Origin of the sequence: Candidatus Protochlamydia phocaeensis (assembly GCF_001545115.1) — a bacterium.
GTDB classification, from domain to species: domain Bacteria; phylum Chlamydiota; class Chlamydiia; order Chlamydiales; family Parachlamydiaceae; genus Protochlamydia_A; species Protochlamydia_A phocaeensis.
The window spans coordinates 296,391-320,122 of record NZ_FCNU01000011.1; the positions used below are offsets into that span (position 1 = coordinate 296,391).

The 23,732-nt window shown below is 42.7% G+C and carries 26 protein-coding genes; 15 read left to right on the forward strand and 11 right to left on the reverse strand.

Translation table 11 applies throughout. The features are described from left to right. Positions 1-195 precede the first annotated feature (195 nt). Positions 196-1,701: a glycogen synthase GlgA gene (glgA, locus tag BN3769_RS04985; RefSeq protein ID WP_068468185.1), complete on the forward strand. Its 1,506-nt coding sequence runs from the start codon at positions 196-198 to the stop codon at positions 1,699-1,701. Positions 1,702-1,910: 209 nt separating this feature from the next. Here glgA and BN3769_RS04990 read toward each other — a convergent pair whose 3' ends face one another. Beyond that, the gene (locus BN3769_RS04990) at positions 1,911-2,447 is read right to left on the reverse strand and encodes a hypothetical protein (RefSeq protein WP_068468187.1); all 537 of its coding nucleotides are present in this window, start codon (positions 2,445-2,447) and stop codon (positions 1,911-1,913) included. 259 nt (positions 2,448-2,706) lie between these two features. Here BN3769_RS04990 and pgsA point away from each other — a divergent pair, with 259 nt between their 5' ends. Beyond that, positions 2,707-3,321, forward strand: a complete 615-nt coding sequence (gene pgsA / locus BN3769_RS04995) for a CDP-diacylglycerol--glycerol-3-phosphate 3-phosphatidyltransferase (protein ID WP_068468188.1) — start codon at positions 2,707-2,709, stop codon at positions 3,319-3,321. Between the two features lie 378 nt (positions 3,322-3,699). Here pgsA and BN3769_RS05000 read toward each other — a convergent pair whose 3' ends face one another. Further along, complete coding sequence (locus BN3769_RS05000; protein ID WP_068468190.1) at positions 3,700-5,076, reverse strand: amino acid carrier protein; 1,377 nt, start codon at positions 5,074-5,076, stop codon at positions 3,700-3,702. An 81-nt stretch (positions 5,077-5,157) separates the two neighbouring features. Next, positions 5,158-5,622: a hypothetical protein gene (locus tag BN3769_RS05005; RefSeq protein WP_068468192.1), complete on the reverse strand. Its 465-nt coding sequence runs from the start codon at positions 5,620-5,622 to the stop codon at positions 5,158-5,160. A gap of 99 nt (positions 5,623-5,721) precedes the next feature. Here BN3769_RS05005 and BN3769_RS05010 point away from each other — a divergent pair, with 99 nt between their 5' ends. Beyond that, positions 5,722-6,273 (forward strand): thioredoxin family protein, encoded by a 552-nt coding sequence (locus BN3769_RS05010; RefSeq protein ID WP_068468194.1) that lies wholly within the window; start codon positions 5,722-5,724, stop codon positions 6,271-6,273. A gap of 132 nt (positions 6,274-6,405) precedes the next feature. Here the strand turns inward: BN3769_RS05010 and BN3769_RS05015 are convergent, their stop codons facing one another. The 3 genes from BN3769_RS05015 to rpmH all read right to left on the reverse strand — a co-directional run bounded on the left by BN3769_RS05015 (position 6,406) and on the right by rpmH (position 8,997). Continuing rightward, a complete protein-coding gene (locus tag BN3769_RS05015; protein WP_068468197.1) occupies positions 6,406-8,415 on the reverse strand; it encodes an ATP-dependent helicase in 2,010 nt (669 codons plus the stop codon). A gap of 85 nt (positions 8,416-8,500) precedes the next feature. Further along, on the reverse strand, positions 8,501-8,839 hold the full coding sequence (rnpA, locus tag BN3769_RS14375) for a ribonuclease P protein component (RefSeq protein WP_255354180.1): 339 nt from the start codon (positions 8,837-8,839) through the stop codon (positions 8,501-8,503). A 20-nt stretch (positions 8,840-8,859) separates the two neighbouring features. Further along, complete coding sequence (gene rpmH, locus BN3769_RS14380) at positions 8,860-8,997, reverse strand: 50S ribosomal protein L34 (RefSeq protein WP_079989413.1); 138 nt, start codon at positions 8,995-8,997, stop codon at positions 8,860-8,862. A gap of 461 nt (positions 8,998-9,458) precedes the next feature. On the opposite strand from rpmH, the gene rpmJ reads away from it, so the two are divergent. After that, positions 9,459-9,596: a 50S ribosomal protein L36 gene (rpmJ, locus tag BN3769_RS05025; protein ID WP_068468199.1), complete on the forward strand. Its 138-nt coding sequence runs from the start codon at positions 9,459-9,461 to the stop codon at positions 9,594-9,596. A gap of 10 nt (positions 9,597-9,606) precedes the next feature. Further along, positions 9,607-9,912 carry a 30S ribosomal protein S14 gene (rpsN, locus tag BN3769_RS05030; protein ID WP_068468201.1) on the forward strand — a complete coding sequence of 102 codons (306 nt, stop codon included), beginning with the start codon at positions 9,607-9,609 and terminating at the stop codon, positions 9,910-9,912. Between the two features lie 177 nt (positions 9,913-10,089). Here the strand turns inward: rpsN and BN3769_RS05035 are convergent, their stop codons facing one another. Further along, positions 10,090-10,566 carry a DUF4339 domain-containing protein gene (locus BN3769_RS05035; protein WP_068468204.1) on the reverse strand — a complete coding sequence of 159 codons (477 nt, stop codon included), beginning with the start codon at positions 10,564-10,566 and terminating at the stop codon, positions 10,090-10,092. Between the two features lie 144 nt (positions 10,567-10,710). Here BN3769_RS05035 and BN3769_RS05040 point away from each other — a divergent pair, with 144 nt between their 5' ends. Both BN3769_RS05040 and BN3769_RS05045 read left to right on the forward strand, forming a co-directional pair. Further along, on the forward strand, positions 10,711-11,196 hold the full coding sequence (locus BN3769_RS05040) for an Asp23/Gls24 family envelope stress response protein (RefSeq protein WP_068468206.1): 486 nt from the start codon (positions 10,711-10,713) through the stop codon (positions 11,194-11,196). Next, positions 11,186-11,776 (forward strand): hypothetical protein, encoded by a 591-nt coding sequence (locus tag BN3769_RS05045; protein WP_068468208.1) that lies wholly within the window; start codon positions 11,186-11,188, stop codon positions 11,774-11,776. The genes BN3769_RS05040 and BN3769_RS05045 overlap by 11 nt, the downstream gene beginning before the upstream one ends. Before the next feature lie 79 nt (positions 11,777-11,855). Here BN3769_RS05045 and BN3769_RS05050 read toward each other — a convergent pair whose 3' ends face one another. After that, positions 11,856-13,307 carry an FAD-dependent oxidoreductase gene (locus BN3769_RS05050; protein ID WP_068468210.1) on the reverse strand — a complete coding sequence of 484 codons (1,452 nt, stop codon included), beginning with the start codon at positions 13,305-13,307 and terminating at the stop codon, positions 11,856-11,858. A 387-nt stretch (positions 13,308-13,694) separates the two neighbouring features. On the opposite strand from BN3769_RS05050, the gene mnmM reads away from it, so the two are divergent. Then, positions 13,695-14,294, forward strand: a complete 600-nt coding sequence (gene mnmM / locus BN3769_RS05055) for a tRNA 5-(aminomethyl)-2-thiouridylate-methyltransferase MnmM (protein ID WP_068468212.1) — start codon at positions 13,695-13,697, stop codon at positions 14,292-14,294. Positions 14,295-14,344: 50 nt separating this feature from the next. On the opposite strand, the gene BN3769_RS05060 is transcribed toward mnmM, so the two are convergent. Next, the gene (locus tag BN3769_RS05060; protein ID WP_068468368.1) at positions 14,345-14,944 is read right to left on the reverse strand and encodes a 3'-5' exonuclease; all 600 of its coding nucleotides are present in this window, start codon (positions 14,942-14,944) and stop codon (positions 14,345-14,347) included. Positions 14,945-15,717: 773 nt separating this feature from the next. Here BN3769_RS05060 and BN3769_RS05065 point away from each other — a divergent pair. From BN3769_RS05065 to BN3769_RS05095, 7 genes are all read left to right on the forward strand, one after another. Further along, positions 15,718-16,095: a hypothetical protein gene (locus BN3769_RS05065; RefSeq protein ID WP_068468214.1), complete on the forward strand. Its 378-nt coding sequence runs from the start codon at positions 15,718-15,720 to the stop codon at positions 16,093-16,095. Between the two features lie 208 nt (positions 16,096-16,303). Further along, a complete protein-coding gene (gene nusB / locus BN3769_RS05070; protein ID WP_068468216.1) occupies positions 16,304-16,846 on the forward strand; it encodes a transcription antitermination factor NusB in 543 nt (180 codons plus the stop codon). Beyond that, a complete protein-coding gene (murB, locus tag BN3769_RS05075; RefSeq protein WP_068468218.1) occupies positions 16,818-17,723 on the forward strand; it encodes a UDP-N-acetylmuramate dehydrogenase in 906 nt (301 codons plus the stop codon). Before nusB ends, murB begins: the two co-directional genes overlap by 29 nt. After that, positions 17,720-18,568, forward strand: a complete 849-nt coding sequence (locus BN3769_RS05080; RefSeq protein ID WP_068468220.1) for a PHP domain-containing protein — start codon at positions 17,720-17,722, stop codon at positions 18,566-18,568. Before murB ends, BN3769_RS05080 begins: the two co-directional genes overlap by 4 nt. Then, entirely contained in the window at positions 18,565-19,809 is a 1,245-nt protein-coding gene (locus BN3769_RS05085) for a bifunctional folylpolyglutamate synthase/dihydrofolate synthase (RefSeq protein ID WP_068468221.1), read from the forward strand. The genes BN3769_RS05080 and BN3769_RS05085 overlap by 4 nt, the downstream gene beginning before the upstream one ends. Positions 19,810-20,039: 230 nt before the next feature. Beyond that, positions 20,040-20,516 (forward strand): FxsA family protein, encoded by a 477-nt coding sequence (locus BN3769_RS05090; protein ID WP_068468223.1) that lies wholly within the window; start codon positions 20,040-20,042, stop codon positions 20,514-20,516. 178 nt (positions 20,517-20,694) lie between these two features. Then, complete coding sequence (locus BN3769_RS05095) at positions 20,695-21,081, forward strand: hypothetical protein (protein WP_068468224.1); 387 nt, start codon at positions 20,695-20,697, stop codon at positions 21,079-21,081. Between the two features lie 65 nt (positions 21,082-21,146). On the opposite strand, the gene cydB is transcribed toward BN3769_RS05095, so the two are convergent. After that, complete coding sequence (gene cydB / locus BN3769_RS05100) at positions 21,147-22,187, reverse strand: cytochrome d ubiquinol oxidase subunit II (protein WP_195155555.1); 1,041 nt, start codon at positions 22,185-22,187, stop codon at positions 21,147-21,149. Beyond that, a complete protein-coding gene (locus tag BN3769_RS05105) occupies positions 22,174-23,568 on the reverse strand; it encodes a cytochrome ubiquinol oxidase subunit I (RefSeq protein WP_068468226.1) in 1,395 nt (464 codons plus the stop codon). The genes cydB and BN3769_RS05105 overlap by 14 nt, the downstream gene beginning before the upstream one ends. Between the last annotated feature and the right edge of the window lie 164 nt (positions 23,569-23,732).

The following is a 23,732-nucleotide window of genomic DNA, read 5'->3' on the forward strand; positions in this document are numbered from 1 at the left end:
GAGCACTAGAGAAAAACGCTCTCGAAAGCGAGCGATTATAAGCGGTATAACAGGCGCTGAGATAGCGGAAAAAAATTGAATTTAGGTCATTAGCAGTTTTAATGCCTCTCTACGACTTCTGTAATTTTTTTCTTTTCCTCTGAATCCAATATTTTGTATGGTAGCTTTTCGAGAAACGAGTAGCGGAGCCACACTATGCATATTGTTCATATAGCGTCAGAATTAGCCCCTTTAGCCAAAGTAGGCGGCCTTGCCGACGTGGTTTTAGGCCTTTGTCGGGAATTATCCTGGAAAACCCATGATGTTGATATTATCATTCCAAAATATGATTGCATGGATAGCGAACTGATCCGCGATCTAACGGTTGATTACAAGGACCTCATGTCGTTTTATCAAGGGGAATGGTATTCTAATACTGTTTGGATGGGTTGGGTTGAAAACTTAAAGGTTTACTTTATCGAGCCCCATCATCCCCGCTTTTTTTTCAATCGCGGCTGCTTTTATGGCTGTGATGATGATATTGAGCGTTTTCTTTATTTCTCTCGCGCCGCCATTGAATTTATGTACAAAAAGCCCGTCAATCCCGATATTATTCATATACATGACTGGCAGACGGCCGTGATCGCTCCCCTTTACGCTAATATGTACAATGCGTTAGGCTTCACTAAGCCCAAGACGATCCTAACAATCCACAATATGGAATACCAAGGCAAATGTGCGGCAAAAGATCTCGATCTGATCGGCTTAGATGGCACCTTTTATCAGCAACCGACCCGCATGCAGGACAATCTTTATCCCAATCTCATCAATCTTCTCAAAGGCGGCATTGTTTATTCCGATTACATTACAACAGTATCTCCCAATTATGCTAAAGAAGTTCTTAGCCCTGAAGGGGGAAGAGGTTTAGAATCCACGCTCTTGCATTATCAGAATAAATTCTCCGGCATTTTAAACGGAATTGACTATTCTTATTGGAATCCCGAAATTGATCGTTTTCTTCCGGCCCATTACTCACCACGCGAACTGCCGGCTAACAAAAAAGATCGCAACACGCTTGATAAAAAAGGATTTATCAAAAAGTTATTGAGAGAGAAACTCTTATTAGCTGAGGAACACCGTCCTATTGTCGGTTGCATCACGCGTTTGGTTCCCCAAAAAGGCATTGATTTAATTAAACATACCATGCGGCATATTGTGGACAAGAAAGGACAATTTGTCCTTTTAGGAAGCAGCCCCATTCCAAGCATTAGCGCCGAATTTCATCGCCTTAAGCATCAATATACAGATCATCCTCACATTCATTTAACTTTGCATCATCAAGAAGAGCTTGCCCACATGATTTATGCAGGCTGCGACATGTTTATTGTTCCCTCCATTTTCGAGCCATGCGGGCTAACGCAAATGATCGCTTTAAAATACGGTACGGTCCCCATTGTCAGGAAAACAGGCGGATTAGCCGATACCATTGTTGACGTTGATTACTCGGGCAAGCCTTTTGAAGAAACAAATGGCTATGTTTTTGATTATCCCGATGCAACCGGAATAGATTCCGCTCTAGATCGCGCTATTCAATGTTGGTTCGACGATCCGGAAAAATGGCGGAACATCATGCTTAATGGCATGAAAATAGACTATAGCTGGAATCATTCAGCAGATCTTTACTTGAATATTTATAGAAAACTTAAATCCGGAACGATTTAAACACTGTTATTCATTCAAGCAATGCCCGGAAGATAATCTAATCATCCTTCCGGGCATAGGCCCTCTTTTCTGTCCCTATTCTTTTACCCTGTGTTTGGAGTAACAAACAAAGGCTGCTCATAACAGCCAAATTAAGACGACAAAGAGTGCAAAGAGCTTGAAAAATCGCCTCTTCTTCGCATAACTTTTATTTTTATAAAAAAGAGCAGCTAACTCGACATATCCACATAAATGGATTGAGCCTTTTTCAATTGAAATAACGTATCCTTTAAATCATAGAGGCCAAACTCATAAAGCACGCGAATCCGCTCTTTATAGGCTTTTGCGCATTCTTCTAAAATATCTTCCGTATCGATAGCGGAAATCGCTTTCTCGTTGCGCAATTTACGCTCTGGAAAAGCCACCTTTACATTTTCGTAGAGAAGAATTAAAACGCGAGCGTGCTCCTTCAACTGATTTTCGCTTAGTAGGCGTTGAGCTTTTTTGACATAATCGCGAGCATGCGAGGGCTCTTCTGCCCGATACTCATGCACAAACATATAAATATCTAATTGGTTAAAGTCAGGAGAAGAATAGGAAATGGCTTGATGAGGAAATAAAGCTTTGAGAAGGTTTTGCATGGTCGGATTGTGGGCCTTCTCCCCTCCCACCCTTATTGATAAGGAAGATGCTTGTTCGGAAAAGGAGGGCATTCGATTGAGAGCCGTTTTTTGACCATTCTCTAAAGAGTCTTTGTATTTATCCATGCTTGCCTCTCATTTTTACAATTTTCTAATTTTTTATAATCTATTTTTTGTCAAAAATCAATGCGTGGAAAGCCTCTCTTTAATAAAATCTAGAATTTATCTTCTTTCTGTAAGTTAACGACTTGAATTAATAAACAAATTATTCTAAGCTCTTTGAGCATATTGAAAAAACTATGGCAAATGAATTCGCTTGCCTATAACTTGATTTGGCAACCAAACGTGTTATTGTAGACTTGAATCTCACAAAGGAAGGTTTTGCTTGAGCATTCCTAACTATCTAACATTTTTTCGTATTTTCATCAGTCCTATTTTCCTATTAGTGTATTTAGAATACGAAACTTTTGATATTAGCTTAGTCACGCTTCCTTATGTTCTCCTTTTTCTACTCGGCGTATCAGAACTGTCCGATGCCTGCGATGGCTACTTGGCGCGAAAATATAATCAAGTCACCGATTTGGGCAAAATCTTAGATCCCATGGCCGATAGCATTTATCGCATTTCCGTTTTCTTAACTTTTACGTTGCCGCCCATTAAATTACCCATGTTGTTGGTTTTTATCATTCTTTATCGCGACTCTGTTATTAGCACGCTAAGAACTATCTGTGCTTTAAAAGGTTTTGCTTTAGCGGCTCGTCCTAGCGGCAAGCTGAAAGCCGTCATTCAAGCCATCTCTGCCTTTTTTGTCATTTTGCTCCTGATTCCTTATTCTTTGGGCTACCTGTCTTTAGCGGCTCTTCATCAGATCAGTACGCTGATTGTCACTTTTACAGCTATTTATACCTTCTTTTCAGGCTGCGACTATATTTATGCCAATCGGCATTATATTGCCAGATTGCTCACGTCAAAAGTCAAACCGCAAGATCAGTTTGAATAAAAGACGGGCCGAATTCATAAGGACTGGATTCAACGTCTCTTCTACTAGAAGGAAATAATCCGGAATAAAGACAGCTAGAATGCGAGAACTATTTCTAACTACATTTGAAATGATCTAAAGATAAAAGAGATTTCCTCTAACTTTCGGCTGCACGAAAATCTTGCCTGGAAAATTAAAAACGCTGAGTGAACACCCTGAAAAAAAAATAGCCGCCATGCATGTGGGGGCTATCGTCTTAAGTCTACTCTAATAATCCGCGTTTGGAGTTTTTTTCCCGGGAGCCGACAGAATATAGCAGGCAATATTGCGTGAATATTGCCCGCTATCACGGCGTCGGCTCCCGGAGAGAAAATCATCTCAAAGGCAAGCGATTATAAGTTATTTAACAGGCTCTAAGGAGACGTTAGATAGAAGAGGGTCTTGCTTGACTTGGCTTTCTTCAGAAGACAAATTAAACGAAATTTCATGTCTTAACATAAAAATTCCGCATCCATTGATAATGAGAAGAGAAACCCCCGCAATGGCCATAACGGTTTGCGCTTGGCCTGTTCCCATAAAAGAGAAGATCAATAAGGCCAAAATGGCATAAACATAATAAAGGGTCCGGCCAAAACGAGGAGAAAGATGCTCCGCACATTTTAAACCAACACAGAAATACGCATTAATTGTGTTGTATCCAAGCATAAACAAGAAAACAGGCATGAAGATATGCATATAAGGAAAATAATCGCCCAATGCTCCTTGCACTAATAAACCCGCTTCAATCGGCTCCTGCCAAATTCCTGTCGTCAAAATGAGGAATAAACTTGTTGTACAGACAATAAATGTATCTAGAAAAATATCAAAAATTGCCAAAGCAGCTTGTTTCTCCGGAACCTGTACGCTCGTTTCGCTATGAATAACCGATGCATATCCCACTCCCACATCGCCTGTATAGCATCCTCGGCGAATGCCATGAGAAATTGTACTCATTAAGCCTGCCCCGACAAAGCCCCCAACTGCGGCATGTCCCGTAAAGGCCGATGTAAAAATAAGGTGAACAACAGAGGGAAGAGCGGAAAGATTATTTAACAATACCCACATTCCCATCCCAACATAAACGAAAACAAAAATAGGCAAGCTCGCACTTGAAATACTTCCGACACGACGAACACCGCCACTTCCGGCGAAAATAACCAAGACAAGCAAACTTCCGATGACAAGATAAGAATTAATCCCCAAATTGCTAGTGATACTCGTTGAAATGACGCTAAATTGATAAACCTCTACTCCATAAATGCAAAGTAAAAGGCATACTAACTTGGGAACCCATCCCTGCTTAAAAACATGCTGCAAGAAATACATGGGACCGCCATTATACCCCCCGTTTCCATTTGCTACCCTATAGCGAAGCCCCAGATAAACCTCAGAATACTTTAAAATCATACCGGCTAAGGCGGTCATCCAAATCCAAAAAAGAGCGCCGGGCCCGCCTAATTGCACAGCTGTGCAAATACCGACAATGTTTCCGATTCCTACACATCCGCCCACAGCAGCAAAAAAAGCCTTCAAAGGATGAACGCCCTGTTCCCCGTCTGTATTGCGCACTCGTAGAAATCCAAAAAAAGTTTTAAAAACTGTCGGAAGGTGGCGGATTTGAAAAAAACCTGATTTGATAGACAAATAAAGCCCCAATAAAATCACAATTGGAACTCCCAAAAAGGTCCATAAAAAATTTTCAAGATACTCAAGCTGGGCACTTAAAGCGGTTAACATTATAGGGTTTTTTCCAATGTTTGGTTTAATTGATAAATTTTAAATATTTTTATACAATTTTAGAATCTTCTCTCTTAAAAGTCAATTATTGAGTTGGTTTATTTTAAGGAATTGTTCTTTCCAATAATAATTATCTAATAAACCTTCAACATTTCTGCCTAATAAAAGATAGCTCAAATAAATAGCCTCGACAGACGCAAGTCCGCGCTCAGGATCCGGGCAATCCAGCTGTCTGCGAGGATAAGCGGTCCGATACGAGGAAGGCAAACTGCGGTATAAAAGACCGGGGTAATTGCTAAAGGGCTTCAGCATTTTTTCTGCATAGCGCCAAGTTGCATCTAAAACGAGCAGGCCATGCCTATTCTCCTCAGCCGAGAGCGGAGGCGCATCGACAGCCAATAAAATATAGCCTGTTAAATCCGGCAGGCTTTGATAGGGATAAGTCAAAAAAAGAAAGTCCGGTCGCGATTCCAAGCCTCTCAAGCTGCATTTTTTCAAATTTTCAAGTCGATGGCGGATCACGACTGTGGGAGGAAAAGATTGCATTTTTTGCAGTTATTACCTTACTTTAATAAATGAAAGACTTTAAACTCAGTTACAATAGTTTAATGTTCAGCAAGCATAAATTCAAGAAAGGAATGATTTATGAAAAAAATAGCCGCTTCCTTATTGGGCAGTTCTTTTTTATTAATAGCGACCTCCCTGTTAGCTCAGCCTTATGCCCAGCCGGGCTATGGGCAACAAGGGTACGCTCAGCCGGGGTATGCTCAACCTGCAAACTCTAACGTTTACGGAAATAGTCAAATTAATTGGCTAAAAAACTATCAAGACGCCGTTTCTCAATCACAAGCTACATCAAAGCCTATTGTGATCTTATTTACAGGAACGACTTGGTGCCCTGCTTGCATGAAGCTTGAGCGTGAAGTCTTGACCAGGCCTGAGTTCGCCCAGGCTGTCGGCAATCGCTTCATATTCTTAAAAGCCGAATTCCCCGATTATGCAGAAGAAGCGGTGATGTCCTCTCCTTACTATCACCTGGTTGAGCGCTATAAGATAGAAGCATTCCCAACACTCGTCATCATCAATGCCGGCGGACAGCGCCTTTCTACTGTCAACTATCAAGCTGGAGGACCCGACGTTTACGCAAGACAATTGATGCAAAGCCTCAATTCTTCTAGCGGCGGCTACTATCGTTAATTGAAATGCCCGATAGAATACATTTAGGAAATATCGAAGTGAATTCGAAAATTCGCAGGTGAATTCACTTCGATAGCATAAACCGTATTAACCGCCCTCATCCCTATCTCATTGCCGGCTTTAGGACAGTCTCTACGCAACCCGCCAATCTGTGATGCGGAGCAGCTCTTTTGGAATTTCAAATAAAAAGCGGGACGGACGGCTTGCCATGTCCTTTCCCATGCGCTTGCGTTGTTGGGCCATACTGATGGTCAAATGCTGCTTAGCCCGTGTAATGGCCACATACATTAAACGTCTCTCCTCTTCAATTCCTGTCTCTTTCAAGCTTTTCTCGTGAGGGATAATGTGATCTTCCATCCCAACTAAAAAGCAGACGGGAAACTCCAATCCTTTAGCACTATGAAAAGTCAACAAGTTCAAGCGATCGTCTTGCTGCCGGCTTTTATTGGCTTGCGCCATTTGATTGTCCAAAGTCATATTGGCCAGAAACGCCACTAAAGATCTTTCCTGCTCAGGATGTGCGTTTGCCTGCTCTTCAAATTCAGCCAAAGCAGAAACAAATTCCTGGACGTTTTCCCACTTAAAGTCCCGCATCTGCTGACTTTTCACCTCTTCCTTAATCGCGCGCTGATAATCCGTCTCCTGAATCAACCACTTTAACGTATCGGCAAGAGGCTCTTGTTCAAAACGCTGCTTAGCCGCTTCTATTATTTTCAAGAAGTCTTCAATTCCCTTTAAAGCTTTACTATTGGTAACGAGAGAAGACACCTGAGGACTGCGCTCCGCCACGGCCCTTAGCACCTCCCATAAAGGCTGTTGGACTTGGCGGTTATAAGCGGTTAAGGCATCCAAACTCTCTTCGCCGATTCCTCTTCTTGGCTGGTTGATAATGCGCAGAAGAGCCTCCTGATCGAGCGGATTGACAATGACCCTTAAATAAGCACACAGATCTTTGACCTCCTTTCTTTCATAAAATTCCACTCCTCCAAAGACCTCGTAAGGGATGCCTTGCACCCAGCGATCCCCCATCTTCCAAGCATGCTTCATCAAAGCGAGCTCAAATTGACGGGAAAGGGCATTGGAACGGTAAAGAATAGCAATATCGCGCCAGCACAAGCCCAAGGTTTCTTTAGCCTTAACAATTCTTTTGATCACTGCTTGCGCCTCGTCCAGCTCGGTGGGGGCATGAAATACCTCAATTGGCTCGCCCTCTCCCTTCTGACTCCATAAAACCTTTTGATGGCGCTGCTGATTGTTGCCAATAACTGCATTAGCCGCCCTAAGGATTACATTTGTCGAGCGATAATTCTGCTCCAATTTAATAACGGTTGCCTTGTCAAAGGCCAAAATATTTTTAACATCCGCTCCCCGCCAACCATAAATTGACTGATCATCATCTCCTACCACACATAAATTATGATACTTGGAGGCCAATAGAGAGGCCAAGCGATATTGAATAGGATTGGTGTCCTGATATTCATCTATCATGATGAAACGGAAACGCTCTTGATAACGCTCAAGTACATCGGGAAAGCGTTCGAATAAATCGACTGTCAAACCGAGCAAATGGTCGAAATCGACTGCATTGTAGGCGCGCATGCTTGCTTGTAGGCGTCTGTAGACTTCTTGGGCAAAAGAATCATGCCAGGCCGATTCCGTTCCGTTTATCTCTTCAGCCTTCAATCCTTTATTTCTCGCTTGCCTAATAGCGGCAAGAGTTGAGGCAAGGGATGGCAGCTCCCCTTCATGCTGCAGAATATCGCGCACAATCATATTGACCAAGCGCTGGACGTCCTGCTCGTCATATAAGCTAAATTTGGACGTATATCCTAAGCGGCTGATATCTTGCCGCAGAACTTGCATACAAAAACTATGAAAAGTACATAAGGTCACTTGCTTTGCCGCCTGCCCATCGACAAAAGTCGCCAACCGATGGCGCATCTCTGCCGCAGCCTTATTCGTAAAGGTCAGCCCCAAGATGGATTTCGGAGAAACACCCAAACAATTCATCAAGTAAGCCATTCGCAAGGTTAGCACACGCGTCTTACCGCTCCCGGCGCCCGCCAAAATTAAGACGCGCCCATCAACAAGTTTGACTGCATGTTTTTGCTCGGGATTTAACGAAGAGAGTTCTTTTTCCATATCAAAATAGCTTGCAAAGGTTGATTAGATAGCCGAAAAGGAAAGAAGGGTGTCAGAATGAACTTTTATTGGCAAGCGGGGAATACTAACCACTCGCCTGCATGAAATGTGAATCGGCTTGCTGGACAAAATGCCGCAACTCGGAGTGAATATCGGACATGCCAGCTTGATGCGCAAGCGTGCGCGGCTTCACAACTAAAGCATAAGGATGGAAATACTGCTGATGACTAAGGCGAAAAGCCTCCCGCACCAGTCTCTTGAATCGATTACGGGCATGGGCTTTGCCAAAACGACGAGTAACCGTTATTCCTAATTGGGAATAAGTTTTCCTATTGGGACGGATGTCAACAATAATCCATTGGCCAATATAACGTTTGATCCCATGGGCCATGCGTTGGTACTCGCGACGAGTACGCAAACGCACGGACTTAGGGAATGGATGGGTTACACGCGTGTTAATTGCTTGCGCCCGTGTCTACGACGTCTGTTGATAATTTTGCGCCCATTTGCTGTGCTCATTCTTTTCAAAAATCCATGCTCAGAAGCACGGCGACGCTTACTTGGTTGATAGGTACGCTTCACGGCTAATTCCTTAAATTTATCGTTTTAACTTCAGCCATTTGAAATGGCTATTCAAAAGCAACTAGTTAGTTTTGGCTAAAAGAATAATCGGTTTACTTAAAAATTGCAAGCAGGAAATCTTTTAAATGCACGCATTGACAGACTTTATGAGGATGTCTTAAAATTGCTAATGCCTAGATTCAAGATTTTTCCCTGGAAAACAGTTTATAGGAAAAGCACTTGAATCTAGGCATTAGCGGTTTTAGGACAGGCAATTCCTGAAGTCCTCATTATATAAAACAATCAAAGCAGATGTTAGGGATTCAGATCGCTTCGCCCTTCACGCCTCTTCCTTCTCTTCCCATTGACCTCTGTTATAGGCCATCAAATTATTGGAGAAAAAGATTGAAGAAAATTGCGTCTTGCATTATAACTAATGCTTACTTTATAACATTTACTGATTAACACTATTAGGAAATCTCATGAAAGTTAAAGCATCGATCAAAGCTGATCCTTCTAAAGGCGATATTCTTGTTCGCCGCCGTGGACGTCTGTATGTGATCAATAAAAAAGATCCTAACCGCAAGCAGCGCCAGAAAGGTCCAGCTCGTAAAAAATAAGGAAAAAAACATGGCGAAGAAGTCATCTATTGAAAAGCAAAAGCGCCGCGAAAAACTTGTTCAAATCAAGTGGGAAAAAAGACAAGAGCTGCGCAATAAAGTTTATAACATGAATCTCTCCGAAGAAGAAAGAGAGCAAGCTCGTATTGCCCTCAATAAAATGCCTAGAGATTCTTCTCCTACCCGCTTAAGAAATCGTTGCCAGCTTACAGGCCGTCCTCGTGGATTTTTACGCAAGTTCAAACTCTCCCGTTTAACTTTCAGAGAGCTTGCTTCCATGGGTATGATTCCTGGTGTAACAAAATCTAGCTGGTAATCCTCGCGTTTTATCTCGGCGATTATCGATCATTATTGGATGATGCTTTTTGTATCATCCTTTTTTATTTTTATTGATTAAAAATATCTATTTACATTCCCACAAGTCACGCGTTGCCCATAAAGAAAGGGCTAGGCTATTTCCTCCCCTTTCTCATGTCTATTCTTGTCTAAACAATTATTCTTTATTTAAAGCAGTCTTTAATGCTGGCAAATCATCTACTTTCTGCCATTGTCCCATTCCTTCGCTCCAAACATAGCTATTTAATTCCAGCAAGCCTGTATTCCACAAGTCCCGCAAGGCAATTAGGCTGACAGGCCCCATTTGCTGATGATCTTTATCCAAATAATACCAAAGTTTTTCCGCGACTTCGCTTTGTTCGAAAGGAGGAGGGGGAGTTTTTGGCAAATTCTGCAAATCGGCAGAGGGATGCAAAATAGTCATAGTAGGCTCTCCAGTGTCTTTATCCGTTTCTGAAATAGAAGGGAGGAAGAAGAGGATGAGAGGAGCAAAAATTCCTAATAGGACGCCTAAAATAAACCAAACTGTGAAGCTTCTTCCTTTTCGGTCCGCATAATAAGCAGTCAAGCTGGCGATGATAAATAGAATAATAAAACTGAAAAGCATATGAGTGTGATTAGCTTCAGGAGGCATGCGGGTTCCTTTTCGTTAAAGGTTAAGAGGTAGCCTATGACCAGCCCAATCAGCCAATTCAAGTGATAAAGAACTAGTCAGATTAAAACATTCATGGTAATGTATCTACAAACAGCTGTCAACTCTGCACGAGGAGAATTGGTTATGGCAGATCCTAAATTAAAAGTTGATAAAAAAAAAGTCGATACGAAAGAGTTTGAAATTCCCGAAACTGTTTTTATTCGCGATATTGAAAATAAAGTCTTTCAATCCATTGTTTTACAGTGCCTATCTCAAATCGAAGGAATCAGCCTAGTTGAAGGTAATTTTATCGATCATCTTTTAGGGCGAAGCGCTGAGGGAGTCAAGGGGATTTACGCCGAGCAAGACGATAAAAATCAGTCCGTCAATATCAAGGTAGAAGTGAATATTCATTATGGAATTACCATTCCCGATAAAGCGGAAGAAATTCAGACAAAAATTGCAGAGGAAATCACTAAGCTGACAGGACTGCATGTCTCTTCTGTGCATGTTGTATTTAAGAATGTGATTTCCCCAGAGCAAGCTGACAAGCTTCAACAGAATCCCACTCAAGGCCCTCCTCCCCTTATGGGATCCAATCTAGGAGAGGAGTACTCGGATGAGTTTTAAATTCGCTCGTTTTCTCTATTTGTCTATCAACTTTATCTTGGGTACTTTTTTTTTCATTATTGGGGCGTTTGGCATCGCCCTGCCTTGGTCCCGCTTTTTACAAAAAGCAGTCATTTTATTTATTTCAGAAAATACAGTGATGCTCTCTCTATTTGGGCTAGGCTTTGCCTTAATTGGGCTTTCGATTGTCATTTATACGCTTTTAAACACCAAGCGGCGCTATGCAGATATTCGCATAGGAAGCCGCTCTATAGCAATTGACGAGTCTTTAATCGATCAATACTTAAAACTTTATTGGAAAGAGCACTTTCCTCATCAGCAAGTCCCATTCACCATTAGTATACGCAAGCACTTCTTACAAGTGACAGCAGAGCTGCCTTTTATCCCCGAATCCGAGCAGCCGCTTTTCTTAGAGCGCGTTAAACATGATTTTAGCGATCTTTTCAGCCGTTTACTGGGCTATCCGCATGATGTGCATTTTATCGCGAGCTTCGAACCGAGTAAAACAGAGCCCCCTTTACAGCCCGTCAGAGGCCCTATTAAAACCGCTTATGACCGAGATTCGAGTTCTTTTCCATAGGAAGAAAAGCATCTCAAATATAGGCTATTAACCCAGGTTTAGGGAACGCTCTAGCAAATACGCAAAAGTTAAATCATTTTTAATGCGTACTGATTTGATAGAAATGAGGATCATTTAACAGAACGTCTGCGCTGACTTCTGCCTGCGCTTGGCGCGCAGCACGCGCAATCAGTAAAGCGGATTGAATTGCGTTCGATAAATGAATTTGATCGATGGAAAAGGGCTGTTCGCTAGCTGCATTGGCAGCCAATAGCTGCTCAAGCATAGCACATCCTCGTTTAAGGCGCTGTTTATCGCGTTTAATGCCCACATAATGCCACATAATTTGCCGCAAAAGACGCCAATCTTCTTCAATAATTCCAGCCCCGCCTTCTATCGCATAAGCTGTCTCTTTAATTTCCGGAAAATAGTAGATGAATTTAGAGAGATGCTTGGCAATATCTTCTGCGCAAGTAAGCGCCCAGGTCAAGCTTTCCAACACGTTGATTGACTCATCGCGGAAGGGATAGAAAAGGCCAGTACAAGCCACTTCTCCTAAAGCACGCAAGCGCTGCAGACTGCTTTGCCCAGTTCGCTCGGTTGCGATCCCCCCTCCCGTATAGCGGGCAACCGGCACAACAGGCAGAGGATCTTTTGCAATATTAAAGCCGCGGCTTAAACAATACGCGTCAATAGACGGAAATTTTTCCTTTAACTTGGCAGCATCTAGCATTGTTAAATCAAGCCAGAGATGTTCAACGCCATTTTTCAATAAAATTTCGTAAATTTGATAGGACAGCTCGCGATGCAATTGAATATCTTCGGGCGGGAGAGTGTGGACCGCATGCAGCTTTCCCCCTTCTTCCAATAACTCAAGAGGCAAAGGGAAACACGGTTTGTCTTTTTCAAAAAGGCCGATCGGATGAAATTGAATCTGTTCCATATTCAGCAAGCGCGCTCCCGCTTGCGAAGCGATCGCCATCCCTTCGCCTCTTACCATGCTGGGATGGGTCGAATAGGGAAAAAGAGAGGACGCTCCACCTGTCGCCAAAATGACTTCTTTCGCAAGGATTCTTTCGACTTTTTGAACTTCATGATGATAGATGGCCACTCCTAAACAAGTCGGACGCTTATAAATATCGCCGATTTTCTTTGAATGCTTGTGCAAAGTCAGCAGTTCTATTAAACTATGATTAGCAATCCATTCGACATTGGTAAATTGCCTAAGCTGCTCTTGCAGACATCGGTGAATGTCAATACTGCCATTGCGATCCACTAAGTAATGGGATTCCAATAATTCATCTATACTGCGGCGGGCCAGCATGGCTAGCTGAGCGCTAGCATGTGCACAACCCATTTGATCTTGCCCCCCTTCTTGCAATTTCCGCACTCTTTCTTCCAATAACTCATGCTGAATAAAAGGAGCATGATAAGACCGTTGATCAAAACTGGATGTCATAAGCGTAACAGGAACCCCTCGCTTAGCTAAAGCCAAAGCAACCGCGCATCCCGCAATTCCCGCCCCTACCACTATGACATCTTTGACCTTCACAAATTCCTCCTTAACCTAATTTTCTTCATTTGCCTGGAAAGTTAGAGCGGATTGATAAATCCTTTTGCAGACAATAGAGAATAAACACCTATGAAGAAGCCTTCTTTTACAGCCGCCTACCCATCACTCGATTCTAATCCCATTAGCCAACACTCAAAGCCTTCTATTCTTGGCAATGACAAGCATTAAAGTGGAATAGGTCAATCGGCCCATGCGGGCATCAGCCCCCTCCTCCTTTTCTTAGAGGATGTATTAAAACCCATAGTTGAGCGCGTGGACAGACTCTTAGCAATTCGACAACAATCTCTTACTAAATGATAAACACATAAAAATTAAAATAAATTCTTATCTCGAAATTAAATCAAGCTTCATTTTATTCTAACCGTTATGCGTTCCCATTATTCTTTATTTCAATCTCATTTAGATCTTGCCCATCACTATTGGGATCAGTTGCTTAGGCCAGGAGACTCTGCGATTGATGCTACCTGTGGAAAAGGACGTGACACTTTAAAGTTATGCCAGCTAGCCTTATCTTCCGATGGGGGAAATGTTTTCGCTATTGATTGCCAATCGGCAGCTATCGAGCAAGCAAAGGAGTACCTGAGCCACACATTGAGTCCGGAGCAGTTAAAGCGGCTGCGCTTAGAAGTAGGCTGCCATTCTCATTTTCCTTTTAATCTTTCAGCTGAAAGCGTCAAGCTGATCGTTTATAATCTCGGTTATCTGCCAGGCAGCAATAAAGAATTGACAACACAGACCTCGACTACCTTGCAAAGCCTTACGCATGCCCAGCATTTATTGAGGCCGGGCGGAGCGATTAGCATCACCTGTTATCCAGGCCATCGGGAAGGCGCAATAGAAGAAGAGGCTATTTTGACTTACGCCTCCAGCCTATCTCCAATGGAATGGAGCATCTGTCATCACCGTTGGCTCAACCGACGCCTTTCACCAAGCTTGCTATTGTTGCAAAAAGCGCTAGCGGCTTGATCAAAAAATAGTTAAAGGGTGGTTTAAAACCGCTAAGGCTTTTACTCGGATTATTTATTTGCTGTGGCCAATCCAAATCCCACCACTGTCCGATAGCATAGAATCAAGTGATTCACACCATTAAGAGCACTATGAGGGCTTGTTTCAATAGGTAGCTGATAATGCTGAGCAATTGCATTTTTGGATAAATTAATTTCGGAAGGAAAAGATTCATGAATTTGCGAGAACTGCTTGACTTGCAACGCCCAATACATCGAGGCAAAATCGAGCCAATGGTAGGGCCAATGATGCTGCTCTTGCGTATAGACGTCCACAATTTGAGAAAAAAAGCCTCTATCGAAAGCCGGATTTTGACAAATGTAAACTGCCTTTCCCCTTTCAATCTTTAGGTCCGTAAAAATTTGGACGATTTCCTTGCCCACGGCCTTTTCTTCTTGTCCAAGAAGCACTTTTTCCCAGGTAAAACCATTGATTTGAATGCTGACGGGATCTCTCCTTTCCCATACTTCTAAAGGCTGCTTGACGATGCTTTGATAGGTGAGTTTTTCTTCTCCAGAATGAACATCCACAACCTTAAAAGCAATTTCCAATACCCGGTGATGAAAGGAATCCAAGCCTGTCGCTTCAATATCTAAAAAAATAGCTAGCATATTTTTGGTTGGCTCAATTGATAAAAGGGGTGAGGTATAACAAAAATAGATTGGGGATTCAACAAGTTTTTTTGGTTGAGAAGGCAAACGAAAAGTCCTCTCGCCGGATTTTCAAGATCAATCCTTTTCGCTCTTTGGCTGCCTAAATTTTAAAAAGCCTCTTCGCCCATGATCTGAAAAACAGGATGATTTGCATGCTGAATTTAGTCATACGCATGTAAAGTTTCCGTTATATTAAACATTCTGCACGTCTAACAAATTGAACGGCAAACCGTACTTATTTGGGAGCGCGGACACCCCCCTTAAGCAGAAGTAAATATTTATCTAAAAACACTCCTAGAGCACTATTTAACCATTCAAAAACCATCCATCAAAAATTTTATCACCGCCGCTTTATTCAAAAAACTCATTATAAACCGAATAGGCCAACAAATAATTTTATTTTCAAATTTCTGTTGCATCCAACTTAAAGATGTTGTTAAGATTAATAGCATAATCAGTACTTCAGACTATTGAATTTGGCTTTAGACTCAGCCCTGAAGGTATTGACCACTTGAGTTTTATCTAGTGTGATACGCGTCCTTAAGATTATTTTTTGGACTCCAATAGAGTCATATTTGGAATCATTTAGGACTATCAACCTCTGAACCAGCTTCAAATAGCAGCGGTTAAAATGATGTTAAAGACAGGCATATTCGACTTAGCTCTGCCTCGCAAAAAAGCTTCTTTAGAAGCATCAATAGACTTATTTTAATCTTTAATTTTGAAGACTTATGAAATTATTAACTCAACCTTTAAAGCATTTTTTTATTCGCCTGCGCTATCCGGTTTCCATGCCAGAAGATGTCGCAGCAGATTTAGGCCTGAATATTTCAAACGCCTTATCTTTTAAAGAATTTATTAAATGCCTGACCAACCCTTGTTTGAGACCGACAAAGTTGATGCGTTTTATGCCAAGAGAAGAAGCGGAGAGCATTTTTCAGGCAGCTTTACGCAAAGAGCGTTTTAAGCAAAACTCTCTTTTTTCTTACCATTTTAATGGCGGATGGATGGAGTTTATGCTTCAATTTGATGAGCAATCCCGCCTAAGACGAATCTATATTCAGCATAAAGACTTAGAACAAAAGTACGAAATTTCCATCTCTAACTAGCAAAAGGCTTGTCGCTTATGTACCCGCTAGCTAGAGCTTATTCAATAATTTATTAGCAACCTGAGTTTGTTTTTCTCAAAGGGAAAGGAAACCAAATATAGGCTACTATGAGTTTTAAGAAACCCTTTTAGGAGAAAGATCGCTAGTCTGAAACCCTCTTTTATGCTATGATAGCCGTCTAACATTAACTCTTTTATTTCTAAACATCATGGCATTATCACAACAAAAATTTCGCGAGATCGTTTTTCAACTTCTCTATAGCCAAGATATTGGCCATCCGCATGAGGATGTAATGATTGAATTAATCATGGCAGAGCTCTCCGTTTCAAAGAAAAACGTTCGTCTAGCTCAAGAAAAAGTCAATCAGATCATTGAAAAACTATCCGAAATAGATCGATTGATTTCTTCTGTTTCCACTTCTTATGACTTTGACCGCATTCAAATTGTCACAAAAAACATTCTACGTTTAGGTGTATTTGAACTCTTTTTTGATTCTGGAATTCCACCCAAAGTCGCCATTGCAGAGGCCATCCGCTTATCACGCAAGTTTAGTACGCCAGAATCTGCCTCCTTTGTCAATGCTCTCTTAGACAATCTTTATCAAGCGAGCTTAGGCGCTCCTGTCGATGCCTGCCATTTGGAAAGGCAAAGCCAAACCCTTGTTCAAAGCGAACAAGCCATTGCTGATTTGTCCAAAGAAAATCTTTACCAATTAAAGCCGGATGAAGACATCCCCTCTGATAACCCTTGATCAATTAGAGCAAGGCCGTCTTTTAAAGGATCTGACAACTTTTGGTATAGGCGGGCCTGCCAAATATTTTATTGAAGTGGACGGCATTCCTGCAATGCAAGATCTCCTCGCTTATTGCCATGCCCATCAGATACGTTATTTTATTTTAGGTAAAGGATCGAATACCTTATTCGATGACCGGGGCTTTAATGGCATGGTGATTGCCAATCGCATTAATTTTTTAGAAAAGCCTGAGGAAGACTGCTGGCATGTAGGGGCAGGGTATAGCTTTTCTTTATTAGGCTCTCAGACAGCCCGCCAGGGTTGGTCCGGATTAGAATTCGCTTCAGGAATTCCGGGAAGCGTGGGCGGGGCTGTTTATATGAATGCAGGGGCGAATGGACGGGAAACTAGCGAAACATTGGTCAGTGTGGATTATGTGACTCCCGAAGGCCGGTTGATTTGCTTGGAAAAATCGGATTTGACCTTTCGCTACCGCTTTTCTTCCTTCCAACAAAGGACGGGAGCCATTGTCGGCGCAACATTCCGTTTAACAGCTTCCGATTCCGCCCGTGAAAAGCAGTTAGAGATCATTCACTATCGCAAGAAGACCCAGCCCTATAAAGCCAAATCGGCAGGGTGTGTCTTCCGCAATCCCGATTGCGGGCATGCCGGCGCTTTAATCGAAAAAAGCGGGCTCAAAGGCAAAAGCGAAGGAGGAGCACAAGTCTCTTCCATCCATGCCAATTTTGTCATTAATACAGGAAACGCTTCTTCGCAAGATGTCTTATCCCTCGTCGACTCCATCCAACAGGAAGTCAAAAAACAAATGGGCATTTCCTTAGAAAGTGAAATCCGCTACATCCCTTATGACCAGGGAGATTTCCATCCTTTATGAATGATTTTCGCGCCGATCTGCATTGCCATAGCACTTGCTCTGACGGAACATATACTCCGCAAAAGCTAATTGAATTAGCCATTGAAAAACAGCTGCAGGGCCTTTCCATCACGGACCACGACACCATCGCAGCTTATAAAGAGGCAATGCCTTTGGCGCAGGAGCGTCATTTCCCCCTTATCTCCGGCGTTGAATTCTCCGCCGTTCACCGGCAGACCAGCATCCATATTTTAGCCTATAGCTTTCCTTTGCATTCCGGCCAGATTGACGAATTCTGCGCCAGACATGCTCAAAGGCGCTCTAAACGCAATCAAGCCATTATCAACCGCCTCTCTTTGCGAGGGATGCCTTTAAGCGAAGAAGACTTGCAAGCGCTGCCGTATCCGGCTTCGAGCATAGGACGCCCCCATATTGCCTTAGCCATGTTAAAAAAAGGCTACGTTTCTTCCATCCAGCAAGCTTTTCAAGACCATATTGGAGAAGGAAAGCCTTGTTATGAGGGCGGAGAATCTTTCAGCATAGAGGAAACACTGGCAGTCATCCACCAGGCCAAAGGCTTGGCCGTCATCGCCCATCCTCATTTGATCGGCAATGTGAAAGTCTTGCGTGACCTTCTTGATATGAATTTTGATGGAATTGAAGGATATTACGGGCGCTTCCCCTTATCCGAACATAAGCGTTGGATCAAAATCGGGGCTAGAAAAGGATGGTTGATTACCGGAGGATCCGATTTCCATGGAGAGATCAAGCCCGCTCTTCCCTTAGGAAGCTCATGGGTGAATGAAGAGACGTTTTCTATCCTACACAATCACTTTAAAAATAATCAGATCCACTCATCCCTATGACTTATTCGCAGCTCATTCAACGCCTTTTCCAAATCAACCTTTTTGGAGGCGCCAAACTGGAATTACAAAATTGTTTCAAGCTTCAAAAGCTGTTAAATTATCCCGACCGCTCTTTTCATACGATCCATGTCGCGGGAACGAATGGGAAAGGGTCTGTCGTCACAAAAATCGCCGCCGGGCTTGAGCATGCAGGCTATCGGGTAGGCTTGTATACGTCTCCCCACCTCTCCTGCTTCCGAGAAAGGATCCGCATCAATAAACAGATGATTCCCGAAGAAGCTATTGAAGAGTTGCTCCCGTATTTATTCAATCTAGCGGAAGCCGAGCAGATTCCTGCCACTTTTTTTGAACTGACAACTTTTTTGGCTTTGCTGTACTTTGCCCGCGAAAAAGTTGATTTTGCGGTTTTAGAAACCGGGCTGGGCGGACGTTTAGATGCAACCAACATTGTCTCCCCGCTTCTTTCAGTCATCACCTCTATCAGCTTAGACCATACCGACATTCTAGGCCCAAGCATCGAATCGATCGCAAAAGAAAAGGCAGGGATCATTAAACCATCCACTCCCGTTGTGATAGGCCCTAGAGTCCCCCACTCCCAAATCCAACTCATTGCCGAGCAATTGCAAAGCCCATGCATTGCTGTAAAAGAAGGAAGTTCTTTTTTTGAGGAAGAAAATCGACTGATCGCACGAGCATCCTTACAGCAGCTTTCTTCTCACTTTCCCCTCTCTTCCGAATCAATTGCAAAAGGATTGGAAGCCAAGCAGCCTTGCCGTTTTGAACGCGTTCCCGGCCCTCATCCCATCATTTTAGATGTTGCCCACAATCCCGACGGACTCATCCATTTATTTGATGCGATGCATCAGCATTTTCCAAACCGCCCCATTCGTGTCTTATTCGGATTATCTAAAAATAAAGACTTAAGCCGCTGCCTCGACATTTTACACTCTCACGCTCACCATTTTCATCTTGTCGAAGCACCCAATGGAAGAGGCGTGTCTTGCAATCAACTGAAGGCCGAGTTGCAAGCATTAAAAGTCGACAACAGTCGCCTTTCTATTCATCCCTCTATCGCGGAAGGAACTGTAAAAGCGAAAGAAGAAGCGGCTGCCCATGGACAGGCGTTGGTTGTATGCGGATCTTTTTTTATTATGAGCCATGTCCGTCAAGCACTTGGATTTGTAGAGCCTTGCGATTTTATTGATCTCAACGAACGCTGCCTTCCCTCGCGCTTGGCCTAATTGAATAAAACAGCTAATAATCTCTAAAAAAAATTAAACAAAAAGTTGGATGGATAATCGAGAATGCCTAAAATGGGCAATTAGAGGCTATTTCAACTCGAATCGATAATGACCCACAGAAAAAGAGACTAACGCCTTTTAAACCTAAACAGATTTTGCAACCTGAGTTTAATAACCTGAGTTTGACCACAACACAAGCAGCGCCGTTGTTTAAATTGGAGTAGTTCTTTATGCATTCTTTCTTACAATTTCTTCAATCCGATCATATGATGGCATTTATCATCGCCGTTCTCATTTTCCTGGTAACCATCCTTTTGGTCGTCAAACGCTGGATCGGATTCTCAATTACTCTTTTGCTGCTCGTCTTTTCCCTCGCTGCAGGCCTTGCCATTAATAATCAACAAGCCTTTCAGGGTTATATGGATGATTACCGCCAAACCCGCTTAAATGAACGCCAACAAGATGTTTTTAAAAAACAAGTCTTGCAAGCTGTCGAAGACCTGCGGATAGAGGTCAATTCAGAAAAAGAAAATCTGCGCCAGGCCATGAGCCAAGTTCAAGAAATCTTTGATAGAGTAGAAAGGCAAAAACAAAAGCTGCAAAACTTTATTGAAGAAACACGTGAACGCTTCAAAAGCGAAATGCCAGCCTCTAAATTAGAAGGATCATCCTCTTCTCAAAAAGAAGATTCTCCATCCGCTAACTGATTGATGCCCTTTTCTCACTATAATTTAAAATTCACAGCTACATACTAAACTTTAATTCTGAAATTTAAGTTCATTATTTTAGCTTATTTTTATTGCAAACTATTCCACTATTAATTAAATTTTTGTAAACCCTATTTATTATAAACACATCATTTAATTTTTTATAAAAAAGGTTGATATGTCATCTAACACAACTATTTCCCCTCTTATTTCTATTCCTGGAACCGCTTTACTTGGGGCGGCGGGAGGCTATATCTATGGTAAGTTATTCAATGCCGATTCAATCTTGGCCGCCAAAGTTTTTGCCGTTAATAACGCGGCAAGTACCATTTTTCACTTACTTGCGTTTAAACTTTTTGGGGGCTCTCCTATAAGAAATCTTAGCGTTAAAGCCATAACAGGAGTGATAACCGGTACGATCAGCATCTTTGCTTTGCGCCATTTCAATCTGATTGCCACAACGGGAACGGTCTTTCTCGGAACCCTGAATGCTCTTACCGTGATTTACTATTTGGGGCAGAGAGAACAATTGCGTAGATGCCAAGCTGCCGGCCTGAATGCCTAGGATAATTTGCTTCCATTTCTTGGAAAGCGAACCATCGTTCGCTTTCCTTTTCTACAATCTAAATTTTAATAGCTATGCGGGTCGATCTTGACCTTTCCCCGGAAAATATAATAAATAGCAATCGTATAGGACAGCACAAGCGGCACACCAATCAACGCGATCAAAAACAAGTTCTCCAATGTCCTAAGCGAAGAAGCCGAATTATAAATGGTCAGGCTTAGCTCATCAGGACGGTCAAACGAGCGAATGACGTTGGGGTAAGTCCCGATCGCATAGAGGGCAAGTAGGCACACCATGTTGACGCAAGAGGACAGAAAAGCACGCGCATCCCTGCCTAAATAGATTTCCCGAGGAATATTGGCCACAGCCAATAAATTGATGACTGCAATAACGAAAAAGACAGGGCGATCGTGAAAAGCCTGCACCATATGCGGCATATAGATCAGCGTAGCCATGGTTGTCACGGCATAGCAAATGATGAAAAAGATAATGCAAGGATTGGTGCGGCTCCGCATCTTATCGTGAAACTCCCCTTCCGTCTTCATCAAGACGTAGATAGATCCATGCATAAGGAATAAGGAAACAGCCAATAGCCCCACCAAGAGAGCATAAGGGTGGAAAAGATCGGAAAGCGTCCCGATAAATTCCTTATGTTCATCTATTTTCATTCCCCTTATCAAGTTGCCGATAGCCACGCCTAGAACGAGAGTAATCACAAAGCTGGCAAATGAAAACGCAATATCCCATCCCCAGCGCCACCAGGCCATTTTCTCTTTGCTGCGAAATTCAATGGCAACGGCGCGGAAAACCAAACCGCTTAGTAAAACCATGACAGGCAAATAGAAAGCCGATAGCATCGTCGCATAAATATCCGGAAAACCCGCAAACAACGCTCCTCCGGCAGTGACAAACCAGACCTCATTGCCGTCCCAAACAGGCCCGATTGAATTCAACATGATGCGCCGCTCATCATCTCTTTTGGCAAAGAGATGGAGCATACCGACGCCCAGGTCAAAGCCGTCTAAAATGGCATAGCCGGCCAGCAGGACGACAAAAACGGTAAACCACCCGAATTCCAAATTGGCGATCAAATTAGAGATTGACATCGCGCTTCCCTCCTTCAACAAGATGATGAAGACCATGATAAGGAGTAGAGATGTCTTCTCCCCCTTCTTCCGGACCGTGTTTCACTTTTTCGTTTAATAAATAGATAAACAAAATAAATAAAAACGTATAGACGACCATGAACATAATAATCGATCCCAGTATTTGATTAGCGGTAACGGATTTGGACAGGCCCTCTGAGATTCTCAACAGTCCATAAACAATCCAAGGGTAGCGTCCCGATTCCGCGCAATACCAGCCCGCTTGATTGGCAAGCTGCGGATAGATCGCGGAAAAAGCCATCAGCCATAACATCCATCGATGCCTCTCCAGCGACCTTTTGCGCCAAAGATACAGACCAACGACAGCTAAGAAAAACATCAGCGCCCATAGCCCGATCATCAAACGATAGACATTAAAAAGCACAGGCACATTAGGCCAATCTTCACGGGGGATTTGATCAAGCCCCTTTACCTCTGCATTGGCATCGCCAAATGAGAGAAAGCTCAATAGCTTGGGGATCCGAAGCGCGTAGTCCAATTTTTCTTCTTTGGAATTGACCACGCCAAATATTGTCAAAGGAGCACCTTCCTCCGTCTTATAGAGCGCTTCAAGAGCAGCAAGTTTAGTAGGCTGGTGTTTTGCCACTACTTTACCGCTGCTGTCCCCGCTGATCGCTTGCAAAATAGTTGCTACAAGCGCAACCCAAAGGCCAATATTAATTGACTTTCTGGCAAACTCCATATGCCTTTTCTTGAGTAAATAATAGGCAGAAATACTGATGACCAGAAAAGCGCCTGCCAGCCAACAGCCTAAAATGACATGGCCCAGGCGAACAACGGAAGAGGGATTAAAAACCATTTCCCAAAAGCCGATGATCTCTGCGCGTGCATTCAATCCTTCGCCAACAATATGATATCCTGCCGGAGTTTGCATCCAGGAATTGGCAACGACAATCCAAACCGCGCTAAAATGCGCTCCTAAACAGACCATTAAAGTTGAAAAGAAATGCATTTTGGGGCTGACTCGATTCCATCCGAAAATCACAACTGCTAAAAATCCCGATTCCAAAAAGAATGCAAAGATCCCTTCCGAGGCCAAAGCGCTTCCAAAGACATCGCCTACATAGCGCGAATAGGTCGCCCAATTTGTTCCAAATTCAAACTCCATCACAATGCCTGTTGCCACGCCGATAGCGAAGGTTAAAGCAAATATCTTTGTCCAAAATTGCGCCATGCGCAAATAAAGGGGATTTTTCGTTTTTAAATAAATGGCTTCGACAATGACCATGATCAATCCCAAGCCAATGCTTAAAACAGGAAAGATATAATGGAACATAATTGTCAGAGCAAACTGCAGGCGGGCTAGAATCAAAACATCCATATAACCTCGGCAAATCTAAGAGGGTGTTTACAATGTTATAATGGCCTATATTCGAGATTATCTTTATTTTTCCCATTTACAAGTGAAAGCCAGATAGTTAAAATAACGGGAAAAACTATCTATCAAAGACTTAGAGGGTGTACTAAACCCCATAACAACCTATA